The sequence below is a fragment of the Burkholderia sp. SJZ089 genome, assembly GCF_007828315.1.
In the GTDB taxonomy this organism is placed as follows: domain Bacteria; phylum Pseudomonadota; class Gammaproteobacteria; order Burkholderiales; family Burkholderiaceae; genus Burkholderia; species Burkholderia gladioli.
In genome coordinates, this window is sequence record NZ_VIUM01000007.1 from 68,156 (window position 1) to 82,374 (window position 14,219).

General features: G+C 67.2%; 11 protein-coding genes. 7 read left to right on the forward strand and 4 right to left on the reverse strand.

What is annotated here, in order from left to right:
* Positions 1–207: 207 nt before the first annotated feature.
* The 6 genes from FB600_RS14730 (at position 208) to FB600_RS14755 (ending at position 8,364) form a co-directional block, all read left to right on the forward strand.
* Positions 208–1,212 carry a sugar ABC transporter substrate-binding protein gene (locus FB600_RS14730; protein ID WP_096751986.1) on the forward strand — a complete coding sequence of 335 codons (1,005 nt, stop codon included), beginning with the start codon at positions 208–210 and terminating at the stop codon, positions 1,210–1,212.
* Entirely contained in the window at positions 1,209–2,762 is a 1,554-nt protein-coding gene (locus FB600_RS14735; RefSeq protein WP_145757044.1) for a sugar ABC transporter ATP-binding protein, read from the forward strand. Before FB600_RS14730 ends, FB600_RS14735 begins: the two co-directional genes overlap by 4 nt.
* Complete coding sequence (locus FB600_RS14740) at positions 2,759–3,814, forward strand: ABC transporter permease (protein ID WP_145757043.1); 1,056 nt, start codon at positions 2,759–2,761, stop codon at positions 3,812–3,814. The genes FB600_RS14735 and FB600_RS14740 overlap by 4 nt, the downstream gene beginning before the upstream one ends.
* The gene (locus FB600_RS14745; RefSeq protein WP_046574996.1) at positions 3,807–4,787 is read left to right on the forward strand and encodes an ABC transporter permease; all 981 of its coding nucleotides are present in this window, start codon (positions 3,807–3,809) and stop codon (positions 4,785–4,787) included. The genes FB600_RS14740 and FB600_RS14745 overlap by 8 nt, the downstream gene beginning before the upstream one ends.
* Positions 4,788–4,828: 41 nt before the next feature.
* Entirely contained in the window at positions 4,829–6,112 is a 1,284-nt protein-coding gene (locus FB600_RS14750) for an acyl-CoA dehydrogenase family protein (RefSeq protein ID WP_145757042.1), read from the forward strand.
* 302 nt (positions 6,113–6,414) lie between these two features.
* The gene (locus tag FB600_RS14755; RefSeq protein ID WP_145757041.1) at positions 6,415–8,364 is read left to right on the forward strand and encodes a HAMP domain-containing histidine kinase; all 1,950 of its coding nucleotides are present in this window, start codon (positions 6,415–6,417) and stop codon (positions 8,362–8,364) included.
* Between the two features lie 233 nt (positions 8,365–8,597).
* Here the strand turns inward: FB600_RS14755 and FB600_RS14760 are convergent, their stop codons facing one another.
* Positions 8,598–9,656: a porin gene (locus tag FB600_RS14760; protein ID WP_261383383.1), complete on the reverse strand. Its 1,059-nt coding sequence runs from the start codon at positions 9,654–9,656 to the stop codon at positions 8,598–8,600.
* 457 nt (positions 9,657–10,113) lie between these two features.
* Between FB600_RS14760 and FB600_RS14765 the strand changes: the two genes are divergently transcribed.
* A complete protein-coding gene (locus FB600_RS14765) occupies positions 10,114–10,851 on the forward strand; it encodes a helix-turn-helix transcriptional regulator (RefSeq protein ID WP_244102711.1) in 738 nt (245 codons plus the stop codon).
* Positions 10,852–10,914: 63 nt separating this feature from the next.
* Here FB600_RS14765 and FB600_RS14770 read toward each other — a convergent pair whose 3' ends face one another.
* The 3 genes from FB600_RS14770 to FB600_RS14780 are packed head-to-tail and all read right to left on the reverse strand — an operon-like array spanning position 10,915 to position 14,217.
* A complete protein-coding gene (locus FB600_RS14770) occupies positions 10,915–11,622 on the reverse strand; it encodes an ABC transporter ATP-binding protein (RefSeq protein WP_244102710.1) in 708 nt (235 codons plus the stop codon).
* The gene (locus FB600_RS14775; protein WP_145757039.1) at positions 11,619–13,394 is read right to left on the reverse strand and encodes an ABC transporter permease subunit; all 1,776 of its coding nucleotides are present in this window, start codon (positions 13,392–13,394) and stop codon (positions 11,619–11,621) included. Before FB600_RS14775 ends, FB600_RS14770 begins: the two co-directional genes overlap by 4 nt.
* A complete protein-coding gene (locus FB600_RS14780; protein ID WP_145757038.1) occupies positions 13,372–14,217 on the reverse strand; it encodes a branched-chain amino acid ABC transporter permease in 846 nt (281 codons plus the stop codon). The genes FB600_RS14775 and FB600_RS14780 overlap by 23 nt, the downstream gene beginning before the upstream one ends.
* Positions 14,218–14,219 lie beyond the last annotated feature (2 nt).

Below are 14,219 nucleotides of genomic sequence, written 5' to 3' on the forward strand. Positions count from 1 at the left end.
CTCATAACCAAAGCGCAAATCGATGGTTTCGCGAGGCCGGGGCCGCCGATTAGATTGCTGCTGATCCGGCTCGATCGCAGCCGGTTCCGACGTTCTCCCGACCTGACTCGTGCCTCGATGACGCTCCGCTCCCGCCTCCGCCCCACTCGCCCCGTTCGTGCCCCTCGTGTCACCCGCCGCCGCTTCCGCGTCGATTTCGCCGCCCGCTTGTCGTCAATCGCCGTGGCCGCCGCGCTAGTGGTGCCGCTGGCCCTGCCGGCGCCGTCCGCGCAAGCGCAGGCCGCGCCCGACAACGCGCCGGTGCCCTCGCTGAAGGGCAAGCGGATCGGCATCACGGCCGCCGGCACCGATCATTACTGGGATCTGAAGGCCTACCAGGGCGCCATCGACGAGATCAAGCGCCTCGGCGGCACGCCGATCGCGCTCGATGCGGGCCGCAACGACAACCGCCAGATCGCCCAGATCCAGACGCTGATCGCGCAGAAGCCCGACGCGATCATCGAGCAGCTCGGCACCGCCTCGGTGCTCGAGCCCTGGCTGCAGAAGATCCGCCAGGCCGGCATCCCGCTGTTCACGATCGACACCGCCTCGCCGGCCAGCATCAACGACACCACCTCGGACAACTTCTTCATCGGCGAGCAACTGGCGCTGAAGCTGGTCAACGACATCCACGGCGAGGGCAACATCCTGGTGTTCAACGGCTTCTACGGCGTGCCGGTCTGCGCAATCCGCTACGACCAGTTGAAGGCGGTGCTGAAGTACTACCCGAAGGTCCACATCATCGAGCCCGAGCTGCGCGACGTGATCCCGAACACGGTGCAGAACGCCTATGCGCAAGTCAGCCAGTTGCTGACCAAGTACCCGAAGGGGCAGATCTCGGCGATCTGGTCGGCCTGGGACGTGCCGCAGGTGGGCGCCACGCAGGCCGTGGACGCCGCGCATCGCGGCGAGATCCGCACCTACGCGGTGGACGGCAGCCCCGACGTGGTGGCGCTGGTCAAGGATCCGAAGTCGAGCGCCGGCGCGGTGGTGGCGCAGCAGCCGGCGCTGATCGGCAAGACCGCCGCCGACAACGTGGCGCGCTACCTGGCGGGCGACCGCTCGCTGCCGCCCTATACCTACGTGCCCTCGCTGCTGGTGACCAAGGACAATGCCGGCTCGCTGCAGCAGACGCTCGGCCAGGCCCAGCCCGTCGCGGCTGCAACGAAATGAGCGGGCCGGCCAGCACGCCGCCCGCGCTGGCGCTGCGCGGCATCGTCAAGCGTTTCGACGGCGTGCCGGCCCTGCGCGGCGCCTCGCTGACGGTGCCGCGCGGCACCGTGCACGGCCTGATCGGCCAGAACGGCGCGGGCAAGTCCACCCTGATCAAGATCCTGGCCGGCATCCATGAGGCCGACGCGGGAAGCATCGAGGTGGACGGTCTCGCGCGACGCGGCGCGGCCGGGATCGGCTTCATCCACCAGGAACGCCTGCTGGCGCCGACGCTGACGGTGGCCGAGGCGCTGTGGCTGGGCCGCGAACCCGCCTTCGGGCCGCGCGCGGCCGGCTCGCTGCGCCTGCTAGACCGGCGCCGGATGCGGCGCGCGGCGCTCGACGCGCTCGATGCGCATTTCGGCGTGACGCTGCCGCCCGATCGGCTGATCGGCGAACTGAGCGTGGCCGAGCAGCAACTGGTGCAGATCACGCGCGTGCTGGTGGAGCAGCCGGCCATCCTGGTGTTCGACGAGCCCACCGCCGCGCTGGTGAGCCGCGAGGTGCAGCGCCTGCTGCGCACCATCGAGCATCTGCGCGAGCGCGGGCAGACCATTCTCTATGTCTCGCACTACCTCAACGAGATCGCCCAGGTTTGCGACGGCGTGACGGTGCTGCGCGACGGCGCGGATGTCGCTCATTTCGATGCGCGCGCAAGCTCGGTGGAGGCCATGGTGGCCGCGATGATCGGCGAGGACGCGCCGTCGGGCGCGCAGGCCGCGCCGCGCGCGATCGGCCCCGCGCGCCTGCGCGTGCAGGCATGGTCGGCGCCGGGCCGCTTCGAGGACGTGTCGTTCTCGGTGGGCCGCGGGGAAATCGTCGGCGTGACGGGCCTGCTCGGCTCGGGCGGCAAGCCGCTGGTGCGCAGCCTGTTCGGGCTCGAACGCGGCGTGAGCGGCAGCCTCGCGCTCGACGGCCGCGCGCTGCGCCTGCGCTCGCCGCGCGACGCGGTGCGCCAGGGCATCGCCTTCGTGCCGGAGGACCGCCGCGCGCACGGCGTGGCGCCCGCGTTGTCGGTGCGAGAGAACATCTCGCTGGCCAGCCTCGGGCGCGTGAGCCGCTTCGGCCTGGTGGCCCGCGCGCGGGAAACCGGCATCGTGGCGGGCCTGATCGAGGCGCTCGCGATCCGCGCGCCCGGCAGCGACGCCCCGGTGCGCCAGCTCTCGGGCGGCAACCAGCAGAAGGTCGCGCTCGCCAAGTGGCTGAGTCGCGCCTCGCATGTCTATCTGCTCGACGAGCCGACCATCGGCGTCGACATCGGCGCGAAGCACGAGATCTACCGGCTGCTGGAGCGCCTCGCGCGCGAGGGCGCCAGCGTGCTGCTGTTCTCGAGCGACCTGATCGAGCTGCTCGGCATCACCGACCGCGTGCTGGTGATGGCGCGCGGCCGCCTGGTTCGCGAGCTCGTCACGCGCGACACCGACCGCCACGAACTGCTCGCCTGGGCCACCGGCGCGCGCGGCGGCGATGCCTTCGAGCGCGGCCAGGCACGCAGCGAGGTGGCGGCATGAGCAAGGTCCTCGACGCCCGGCCCGACGCGGCCGCCGGCGGCGACGCGCCGGCCACGCCGCGCCCGGGCCGCCGCCTGCCGCTGCCCGGCGCGCAATGGTGGCTGCGCAGCGGCGCGGCGCTCGCCTTCGCCGCCGTGCTGGCGGTGTTCGCGCTCAGCTCGCCGCTGTTCCTGACGCTCGCCAATCTCGCCAACGTGGTCCAGCAATCGGCCGTGGTCGGCCTGCTCGGCTTCGGCCTGACGGTGGTGCTGATCGGCGGCGGCGCCGACCCGATCCGCGGCGGCCTCGACCTGTCGGTGGCCGCCAACCTCGGCTTGTGTGCCGCCGTGTATGCCGTCGCGTTGCGCGCCGGCATCTCGCCCGGCCTGGCGCTCGCGCTGACGCTGGCGGCCGGCGCGGCGGTCGGCGCGCTCAATGCCTTCGCGGTGATCGTGCTGCGCATCTACCCGCTGCTCGCCACGCTGACCACCATGAACCTGTGCGCCGGCTTCGAACTGGTGCTCACGCAGAACACCTCGGTGCCGGCCAGCTCGCCGCTGCTCGCCTTCCTGCTCGGCGACGGCATCGCCGGCGTGCCCACCCTCGCGCTCGCGCTGCTGGCGGCGGCCGCCGTGTTCGCGCTGCTGATCCATCGCACGCCCTTCGGGCTGCGCCTGCACGCGGTGGGCGCGCATCCCGAGGCAGCCCGCGCGGCTGGCCTGCGCGTGAACCGCGCGATCGCGGCCAGCTACGTGCTGAGCGGGCTGGCGGCGGCGCTGGCCGCGCTGGCCAACCTCGCCCTGCTGAGCGGCAGCTCGCCCGGCGCCGGCGACAACCTGCTGACCGTGGTGGCCGCCGCCCTGCTCGGCGTGGTGTTCTCGCGCCGCCTGGTACCGACCATTCCCGGCACGCTGCTGGCGGTGCTGTTCATCGGCGTGATCGGCAACGGCTTCCAGCTCGACAACGTGTCGAGCTACTGGGTCAACGGCGTGGAAGGCGTGCTGATCCTGTTCGTGGTCGCGACCACCGCGATCGTGCGCCGCCGTCATGCCGGGAGCCGAGCCCATGACTGAAGCCCGCCTGTGCGCCCTCGCGCGCCTCGGCTCGCCGCGGCGCTTCACCCTGGTCGGCGCGCTGCTGGCCGTGATCCTGTTCTTCGCCGTGTTCGCGCCCGGCTTCGCGCGGCCCGGCAACCTGGCCGACGTGCTGCTCAACAACTTCGCGCTGCTCGCGATCGCCGCGCTCGGCATGACCCTCGCACTGTCGCTGGGCGCCGTCGATCTCTCGCTGGGCAGCGCGATCGACCTGGCCAGCCTCGCCTTCGTGCTGCTGTGCGCCCATCATGTCGGCGTGCCGCTCGCGCTGGCCGGCGGCCTGGCGGCGGCCGCGGCGGTGGGCCTGTTCAACAGCCTGCTGATCGCGCGGATCGGCATCGCACCCTTCCTCGCCACGCTCGGCACCCTGTTCATCGGCCAGACCGTCCAGCAGCTCGCCACCGACGGCGGCCAGCCCGTCTACCTGCTGAACCTGGCCCTGCCGCCGCTGTTCGGCGCGCTCGCGCACGGCCGGCTCGGCGGCGTGCCGGTGCCGCTCCTGATCGTGGCGGTGCTGGCGCTGGCCGTGCATGCCGCGCTGGCCTGGTCGAGCTTCGGCCGCGCCGCCGTCGCCTTCGGCGTGCAGCCCGGCGTGGCCCGCCATTCGGGGCTGCCGGTGGCGGCCATCGTCACGGCCGGCTTCGTGGCCAGCGCGCTGGTCTATGGCGTGGTCGGGCTGCTGCTGTCGTCCACCGTCAAGGCCTATGTGCCGCTGTCCGGCAACGGCTTCCTGCTCAACGCGATCGGCGCCACCTTCATCGGCACCACGCTGTCGCCGGCGCGGCGGCCGAGCGTGCCGGGCACCCTGCTCGGCGTACTGCTGCTGAGCCTGGTCGCCAACGGCCTGCTGCTGATCGGCTGGAATTTCTACTGGCAGCAGGTGGCCACCGGCGCGCTGATCCTGGCGGTGCTCGCGATCAGCTTCGCCGGGCGCCGTGGTGCGGTGGCCTGAGCGCTGCCGTTTTTCCCGACTCCGACCCAGGTTTTTCCTCCATGTCCCAAGATCGCGCTTCCGCCCTGCCTTCCGATCTCGCCGCGGCCACCGCCTGGGGCGAGCCACCCCGCGACGCCTACGCGGGCCTGGTGGCCCCGTTCCGCCCGCTGTTCGCGCGTATCCGCGAGCAGGCGGTCGCCAGCGAGATCGAGCGCCGCCTGCCCTTCGAGACCATCGACTGGCTGCGCGACGCCGGCTTCACCGCCGTGCGCGTGCCGCGCGAATACGGCGGGCTCGGGCTCGGCCTGCCTGAATTCTTCGAGCTGCTGATCGAGCTGTCCGAAGCCGATTCGAACCCGACCCAGGCGCTGCGCGCGCATTTCGGCTTCGTCGAGCATGTGCTCGGCAGCCCCGCCGCGCGCCGCGACACCTGGCTCACGCGGCTCGCGAAGGGCGATATCGTCGGCGGCGCGTGGTCCGAGAGCGGCGACGCGAAGCAGTCGCAGTTCGGCACGCGCCTCACGCGCGGCGAGCACGGCTGGCGCCTGGACGGCACCAAGTTCTACACCACCGGCTCGCTGTTCGCCGATTGGATCCATGTCGGCGCGACCGACCCGAACGACGCCTATGTCAGCGTCACCATCGACCGCCGCGCGAGCGGCGTGGAGGTGATCGACGACTGGGACGGCATGGGGCAGCGCCTCACCGCCAGCGGCACCAGCCGTTTCGTGGCGGTGCCCGTCGACGAGCGCGAGATCGTCGAGCGCGCGCCCTTCGATTACTCGGAAGCGTTCTATCAACTGGTGCACCTGGCCACGCTGGCCGGCATCGCCCGCGCGGCCGTCAACGACGCGGCGGCGCAGGTGGCCGCGCGCCGCCGCAGCTACAGCCACGCGCCGGCCGCGCGGCCCGCCGACGATGCGCAGGTGCTGCAGGTGATCGGCCGCGCCCGCTCGCAAGCCTGGGCGGCGGCGGCGGCCGTGGCGCAGGCGGCCCGCGCGCTCGAGCGCGCCACGCAGGCCGCGGCTGCCTCTACCCAGCCGGCGCAGGCCAGGCTCGACGGCGCGACCGCGAACCCGGGTGCGACCGCCATCGCCGAGGCCGAGCTCGAGATCTGGCAGGCCCAGGCGGTGGTCATCGAACTCGTGCTCGACGCCACCGGCAGCGTGTTCGACGCGCTCGGCGCCTCGGCGACGCTGCGCGGCAACGGCCTGGACCGCTACTGGCGCAATGCGCGCACCATCGCCTCGCACAACCCGCGCATCTACCGCGAACGCATCGTCGGCGATTTCGCCGTGAACGGCACGCTGCCGCAAGGGCAGTGGCGCATCGGCATCGCCTGAACTCTCGGCAGCCCGAAGCCAGGACGCCCGGCAAACCGGCCGGGCGCGGCGACACCTCGGGCTGATTGCGCAGCACCCGCTGCCGGCATCCCCGCCGGCCACGGCTCACCGCCCCGCTTCGCGAAGCCGGCGTCGCCTCGCGCGCCCCGCACTGCTCGCATCTTCCCGCTTTCGGCGCTCCCGGATTCCGCTAATATCGGCGCACAACTGGCCGCCCGGCCGGCTAGCCCACCGGCCCCGCGTCCGGATCACGGGTCCGGCACCGGCGCGGTCGCCCGGATCCACTGTATGGGTAATGCGCCATGCGCCGATTTTTCTCCCTGAACCCGCTGCCCAGGCCGGGCCTACGCCAGCTGACGATCCAGCAGAGGATGCGCATCGGCCTCACGCTGGTGGTGGCGATGCTGGCGCTGCTGTGCGGCACGATCCTTGCGAACAGCTACGCGCGCTACCGCCAGGGCAACGCGGACCTGCGCGCCTTCGAGCTGGTGCGCGTCGCGATGGTGGCCGCCAACCGGGTCTCGGCCGAACGCGGGCCGACCAACGACCAGCTCGCCCACCTGCGCGGCGACGATGCCGTCGAGCGGCGCAACCTCGCCGAGGCACGCGAGCGCTCCGACGCGGCCCTGGCCGCATTCCGCGACGGCCTGGCCCATGCCTCGAATCTCGGGCCGACCGACCCCGAAGGCCTGCGCGGCGCGCTCGACCTGATCATCGCGCGGCTGGCGGCGGCACGCCGGGAGGTGGACGCGCTGGCCGCGCAACCGAGCGCCGCGCGCACCGAGCGGCAGATCGTGCAGGTGCAGGTACGCCTGTTCGGGATCGTCGACGCGCTCGCGCCGCTGATCGACGACCTGTCCACCCACGCCACGCTCGGCAACCCCGACGTGGCCGGCGCACTGCTGCTCGCGCGCCTGCTCGGCGACCTGCGCGAATACTCCGGCCGGCTCGGCTCGCTGTTCATCGCGCCGATGTTCCTGAGGCAGCCGCTCGATCCCGAGCGGCTCTCGCAGATCATGCTGATGCGCGGGCGCATCGAGCAGTTGCGCTCGCTGATCGCCGGGGCGGTGGTGCCGCAGCTCGCCAACCCGGCGATCGCGGTCGACTTCATGCGCCTGAACAGCGCGCTCGACAACGGCATCGTGCCGCTGGTCGACCAGACCTTCACCGAGGGCCGCGACGGCCGCTATTCGACCAGCGCCGCCGACTTCTCGCGGCGCATCGTGCCGATGTTCCAGCCCTCCGAGCAATTGCGCGATCGCGTGATCGAGTCGGCGCAGGCGCGCGCCACCGCCTACCGCAACCTGGCGCGCCTGCGCGTGGCGATCTCGATCGTCGCCACCCTGCTCAGCCTCGCGATCCTGTATGCGCTGGTGCGCAGCACCCGCCGCGCCCTGCTGATCCCGCTGGACCACCTGCGCCGGCGCATCATCGCCTTGAGCGAGGGCGACGTCTCGCCGATCACCGTGCCGGCCGGCGCGAGCCTGGAAATCCGGCATGTCAGCGAGGCGCTCGACACCTTGCGCCGCGCCTATGTCCGCCGCAACGTGCTGGAGCGGCAGCGCGACGACATGCTGACGCTGTTCTCGCACGACATGCGCGCGCCGCTGACCTCGGTGATCGTGCTCGTCAACCAGCCGGACGAGGCGCCGGGCGCCTGCCCGCCCGATTGCGTGCCGCGCGAGCGGCTCGCGCGCATCGACAGGCTCGCGCGCCACACGCTGGCGATGGCCGACGGCTTCGCGCAGATGTCGCGCGCCGAGGCCGGCGAATACGAGCCGGTGCCGGTCAACCTCGCCGACCTGATGAACGAGGCGCGCGACGCGGTCTGGCCGCTCGCGCGCGAGAAGGCAATCGTGATCGACGACGTGGCGCGCCGCGAGGATGCGCTGGTGCGCGGCGACCCGGCGCTGCTCTCGCGCGCGCTGATCAACCTGCTCGCCAATGCCGTCAAGTACAGCGAGGCGCACACGCGCGTCGAATGCTCGGTCGAATTGAGCGAGGACCGCGCCACCGTGCGCTGCGTGATCCGCGACCACGGCTACGGCATCGACATCGCCGACCAGGCGCGGCTGTTCGAGCGCTACCGGCGCTTCCGCCTCGACGGCCAGCCCGAAACCAAGGGCGTCGGGCTCGGGATGGCCTTCGTGAAGGCGGTGATGGAGCGCCATGCGGGAGAGATCCGCGTGCGCAGCGCGGCATGGCAGGGCACCACGGTGACGCTGGCGCTGCCGGCGGCCGAGGCGGGCTGAGGCAGGTTGCGGCGCTGCTCGGAACATACATGGCGCGGCGCCGATCCCGCCGTAGGGTGTTGGACACGTCTGCTAAATACGTTGTCCTCGTGGCCCGCTTCATCTTCGGCAGATCGTGAAATGATTGACATCAAAGTGATGTCAATCCCTGCGGCCGTCCATGACACCGCAGGGAATCGCCCATCCTTGCCCAACCCTTTGTGCGATATACATGCCGTGGCCACTCGCGAGAGTCAGAACTTGTGGCGAATGCCGATCCGGGCCGCAGTCTGAAAACTCGTGCTGGACGGCGATCCGAGCCCTGCTTCGATCTGAGCGCCCTGCGCATGATCATGCGCGAGCGCGCCAACGAAATACACGTCCGTCCGCTTGGAAAGGAAGTAATCCGCCCCGATGGTCACCTGGTTCGCGCTGCCGACGCCGTTGTTGCGCTGTTGAAACTGGAACCCTGCTCCAAGCGAAATATCGGGCCTGACAAAGTAAGTCATGCCACCGTCGTAGGTCAGCGCTCTAGCCTGGGTGCCGCTGCTCAACTGAACATCGGTAACGACACCAAAAATCTGCGCGTCCCCCACGCTGTAAGTTGCACCGCCTGCGTATTCCGTCAAGTTCGCGGAACTGGTCGCGTTATGCTGCTTGAAATACGACAGCGATGCGGCGAGCCCGCCTCGGCTGTAGTTCAGCAGAAAATTCATCGAGCTGTTGGTGCCCAACGAGCCGGCGACATTGCCGAAGCCATACATGGCGCCGACACTGAAACCTGAAATCGCGGGCGAAAGATACTTCACCGAGTTATTGACGTTATCGCCCCACAGCCGGTTATCGAGCGTATACCCGCGAGCCGCATACGCCGGGATTCCCCACCCGAGGATACCCGCAGCCGTGTTCCCCGCAATCGAGTACGCCGGGAAGATATCGCCGATGAAATCGTACTGTCGCCCGAACGTCAGCGTGCCGAAGCGCCCGTCAAGGCCGATGAAGGCCGCGCGATTGAACAACAGCCCGCTCTGCGCCAAGGCTCCGTTGGAAAGCTGAAAGCCGCTTTCGAGCGTGAAGATCGCCTTGAGTCCGCCACCCAGGTCCTCTTTACCCGTCAGCCCCCAGCGATCTCCCTGCGAAGACCCGGACGTGAACTGCACGAGCGCGCCATGTCCGGTGCTCGATGTCGCATTGTTCGAGTACGTAATACCCGCATCCATCAGCCCGTACAGCGTCACTGAGGACTGTGCATGTGCCACGCCGCATCCGACCGCGGCGCACATCGCCATGCTCCGCTTGATGACCATATTCATATCGCTATCCTGATTTTCTGCGTAGCTTTCGTTGACGAAAATGACTGAGGAAAACGTCCCGCTTGGCATGCATCGGAATCGTTTTGTCAATGGGCAGGCGTCTGCGGGTAATCCTCCAGCTTGCCCCGCTACAACGAGCAGTCTCGGCACGTCCGCTTCCCACTGCGCGTCTACTCTATGAGCACGGTTTTTTGAGCCCCATCGTTAGAAATATCGACGGGGAAACCCTGGTCTGAGCTCGTGTTCAAGAAATTCAAGCGCCCGCGCGAACCGCCCTTCCGATCTGCAATAGGCAGTGGACCTGACTGCGGCGTGAATACAACGGACAAGCCACGGCAGTGAAATTCGTTGCTGATCGGGATTTTTTGCCCTGCTACGCTTGATGTGTAATGCGAACCAGTCTTTCGAGGCATGTCGTGCATGCTGCCTCCCGATTCCACCTACCGATGAGGCCCCCTTGAAGCCACAAGTTCACGATCTCACGCTCGACGAACTCCGGCTTTTCGGCGACATCATCGGACGGCTCGAAGAACTCGGACCGATCGTGGATGTAAGGCGCGTCGTCTTGTCAGACCTGACCCGGCTGCTGCGATCCGATTTCTGCGTGTCCTACAACTGGGATGCCGAAAGAGAGGTCTACGTGGACCCGATTGCGGTCAACGTCGACTCGGATCACGTGCGTCGCTACACGAGCTGGTACCAGCACAATGACCCGATGACGGCGCAGCTCTGCAAGCTGCGCAGGGCCACGTTGGTGGAGGAAGTGATGGACCGGCCTGCGCTGGAGAACAGCGAGTTCTACAACGAGTTTCTCGCGCAGGATGGCTTGCATCACGGAATCAACGTGTTTGTCTTCGACGGCGAACGCCAGTTGAGCGACCTGAGAATCTGGCGAACCAGGAATCGGCCTGAGTTCGAGATGCGTGACAAACTCTTGCTCGACGCGATCGAGCCGTTCCTTTGCCGCGCCATCAAACGTCGGACAGACAGCGCGACCGGGCTCACGGATCGCGAGAGCGAAATCGCGCAGCTTGTCGCAAAGGGTTGTACCGATCAGGATATCGGCCGTCTTCTCTGCATCAGCTTGTCGACCGTACGCACCCATTTGCGGCGAATCATGGACAAGAAGGGATTCTCCAACCGCGCGGAACTTGCTGCCTCCATCGTCACGGCCAGGACGACCGCGCCGTCGTGACGATTGGACGGCGCGGTCTACGGCCACGTACGCACGACGCGACGAATCCTCGAATGCGAGAGGCTACACTGCCAATACCGCTTCGAGCTGATCGCGAGACATATCGACCGAGTCACCCGACAGCACGACTTCTCCATGATCCAGACCGATGAAGCTGTCGGCGATCGACGTGAGAAACGTCAGGTTCTGCTCGACGACCACGAACGCCGCCCCTTCCGCGATTCGAGACCGGATGACGAATGCCATTCGTTCCAGGTTCTCCTGCTGAACACCTTCCGACGGCTCGTCGATCAGCGTGAGAGGCGAGCGTTCCGCGACGACCCTGGCGAAGGAAAGCAACTTCTTCTCACCACCGCTCAGCTTGCCGGCCGGTTGGAACAACCGCTCTTTCAGACGCGGGAAAATCCCGAGCAAATCGTCGTATGCGTCCAGGTTTCTGGTGTTGAATCCGAGTGTCAGGTTGTCCGAGACGCTCAAATTATCGAAGACGACCCGCTCCTGCGGCGCATAGCTCATCCCTGAACGTCGCCGCTGATGCGACAGCACATTGCCGACCTCACCGCCGTTGACAATGACCGCGCCGGACGCAGGCTGGATGACGCCCGTCAAAGCGCGCATGAGCGTCGACTTGCCCACGCCGTTGCGGCCGAATACACCCAGGACGTTGCCCGCGGCCACCTCGCCGTCGATGCCCTTGAGCACCATCGTGTCGCCATAGCCCGCGACGATCGATGAAAACCTCAACACTGCTTCTCGCCGGCATTCGCTCACTTTCTTCCTCCCGAGTAGACGGCCTTGACGTCTTCCGACATCTTGATCTGCGCCAGAGAGCCGACCGCGAGGCTTCTTCCCTGATGGAGGACCACCACGTTGTCGGCGATCTTTTCGAGCGCGCTCATGTCGTGCTCGATGACGATGGCCGACGCGTCCAGTTCGCCCACGGTCGACGTGATTGCGTCCATCATGTGACGGGTTTCGTGCGCCGATAGGCCGGCGCACGGTTCGTCGAGGAGCAGCAAACGCGGCTCGGTGATCGCCACCATCGCGAACTCCAGCATCTGGCGCATCCCTTGAGAAAGTTCGCCCGCACGAACGGCCATATTCGGCTCGAGAAACCCGAATTTTTCAAGCGTGCGAACGCGTTGAAGCGAATTCCAGTGCAGCGGCGCCGCGGTCAGCATCTCTCGAGCACGTATCCGGTTCGCCCACAGGGCGATCTGAAGATTCTCGTTGACGGACAACTGCGCAAAAACAGTAGGAATCTGAAACTTGCGGCCGACACCCAGTCGGGCGACTTGCCAGGCCTGAGAGGACGAAATTTCGGCCCCCCGAAAGTGAATTTCACCTGACCGGACCGGCAAGCGGCCAGTCATTGCGTTGAATGTCGACGTCTTCCCGGCGCCATTGGGGCCGATGAAGCAATTGACGACTCCTGCTCCCACTTCGAGGTCGAGCCCGTTGAGAATGTCGACGCCGCCCTGGCTGACTTCCACCTTCCTGAAACTGAGCAGCGTAGATTGAGCCGCTCGCAGGTCGATCGTCTCGATATCGTGAGCATCGATCCGTTTCTCCGGAATGGTGTTCGCCACGCGCAGACCCGCGATACGCGCAAGCGCGGCAGCCGCACCGGCCAGGCCATCGGGAAAAAGCCGCACCACACCGATGAAAATCAGCGCAACCAGCACTTCCCAATAGGTGAACAGGTCACGCCAAGTCGCTGCGAGGAGCCCGATCACGACGGCACCGAGCTGCGCGCCCAACGGACTGCGCTTCCCGCCGACGGCTGCCCAGATGACGAACTGCGCCGACAACGCGACACCGAGTGCCTGAGGACCGACCAGCCCCTCGTGAGGCGCATACAGCGCACCACCCAGCCCCGCGATCGCGCCCGACAGGCCGAAAGCGGCAGCCTTCAGTTTGTGCGTCGCGAATCCAAAAAACTGGAGGCGATCTTCATTCTCCGAGACGGCTGCCCAGAGCGTCCCGATCGGTCTGCGGCTCAACCAGGTGATCAGTGCCGTGACGACAACCGCGGCCGCCGCGATCACGTAATACAGATTTCCATACCTGTCGGTCATCGGCAGGTCGGGGATATCGGTGAGCCCGTTGAAGCCGCCGGTTACGCTGCTCCATTGATTCGCTACCAGAAACCCCAACATGCATAACGCAAGGGTAATCAACGAGAAAAACGGCCCACTGTCGATCCGACGAGCAAAGACGATGAATCCAATTGCATAAGCCAGGGTTGCCGGTACCGCGATTGCAAGCGGGAGCAGAATGATCTGCCATTCGCCGCCGTCCGCGGCTGCGCTGCGCAATACGAAGGCACTGACATATGCGCCCAGCCCGAAGAACAGACTTTGGCCGAGCGGCAGAAAGCCTGAATTCCCCCAGCACAAGGCAACGCTTTGCGTCGCCATTCCATACAGCAACAGAAGCCCGATCTGGTTTGCACTGTAGTCGCCGGCCCACATCGGCAAACTCAGAAGAATTGCCGCCGTGGCAACCTGGAGAGCCGTTTCAACGGCGCGAGACGAGGCCATTCGGGCGACTCCACAAGAAATAGATGGACAGGATCAGCACAGCGGTATAACCCGACGTCTGATCGATGAAACTCGACACCGCGACCTGCGTTCCACCTATGACCAACGTGCCGACCGCGAGACCGAGCAAGCTGCCCAAGCCGCCGACGACGAGCACGAAAAACGAATTGAGAAGATAGTCGAGGCCCATGTACGGCTCGACCCGCACGATCGGTGCGAGCAGCACCCCCGCCAACCCGGCGAGCACCACACCCATGATGAAAGTGCCGCTGGCAAGTCGGGGCGTATTGATGCCGACCGCCTTGGCAAGAAGCGGATTCGCGACCATGCCTCGAATCCGCCCGCCCATCTGGCTGCGGCTGTACCATGCCGCGAGCCCGGCGAACGCCACACCCACCGCGAGCATCACCGCAAGCCGGAACGCCGGATACTGGGTGCCCAGGACATCGATCGACGCGCCATCCGCACCTGTCACGTCCTGGTAACCCTTTCCGAACAATGCGGCCACACCTTCACGCAGAAGGATCGCAACGCCCCAGGTTGCGAGCAAGGTATCGAATGGCCGCTGATACAAAGGACGAACCAGCAGGCGTTCGACAATCCATCCGATAGCAGCGCAGACGACGATCGCCAGAGGTACGGCAAGCAAAGCGGATAACCCGAGACGCTGCACGACGACCACCGAGTACGCGCCGAGCATGACGAACTCGCCATGCGCCATGTTCAGGACGCCCAGCAACCCGAACACGATTGCCAGGCCTATCGTCGTGAGCGCAAGGGCCGCACACGCGTAACCGAGATTGAGAAAATAGGAAAGCAGCATGA

Bases quoted from the DNA above. Each gene is read 5' to 3' on its own strand.
- FB600_RS14735 (WP_145757044.1), top strand. From the start codon at position 1,209: ATGAGCGGGCCGGCCAGCACGCCGCCCGCGCTGGCGCTGCGCGGCATC.
- FB600_RS14740 (WP_145757043.1), top strand. From the start codon at position 2,759: ATGAGCAAGGTCCTCGACGCCCGGCCCGACGCGGCCGCCGGCGGCGAC.
- FB600_RS14745 (WP_046574996.1), top strand. From the start codon at position 3,807: ATGACTGAAGCCCGCCTGTGCGCCCTCGCGCGCCTCGGCTCGCCGCGG.
- FB600_RS14750 (WP_145757042.1), top strand. From the start codon at position 4,829: ATGTCCCAAGATCGCGCTTCCGCCCTGCCTTCCGATCTCGCCGCGGCC.
- FB600_RS14755 (WP_145757041.1), top strand. From the start codon at position 6,415: ATGCGCCGATTTTTCTCCCTGAACCCGCTGCCCAGGCCGGGCCTACGC.
- FB600_RS14760 (WP_261383383.1), bottom strand. From the start codon at position 9,656: ATGAATATGGTCATCAAGCGGAGCATGGCGATGTGCGCCGCGGTCGGA.
- FB600_RS14775 (WP_145757039.1), bottom strand. From the start codon at position 13,394: ATGGCCTCGTCTCGCGCCGTTGAAACGGCTCTCCAGGTTGCCACGGCG.
- FB600_RS14780 (WP_145757038.1), bottom strand. From the start codon at position 14,217: ATGCTGCTTTCCTATTTTCTCAATCTCGGTTACGCGTGTGCGGCCCTT.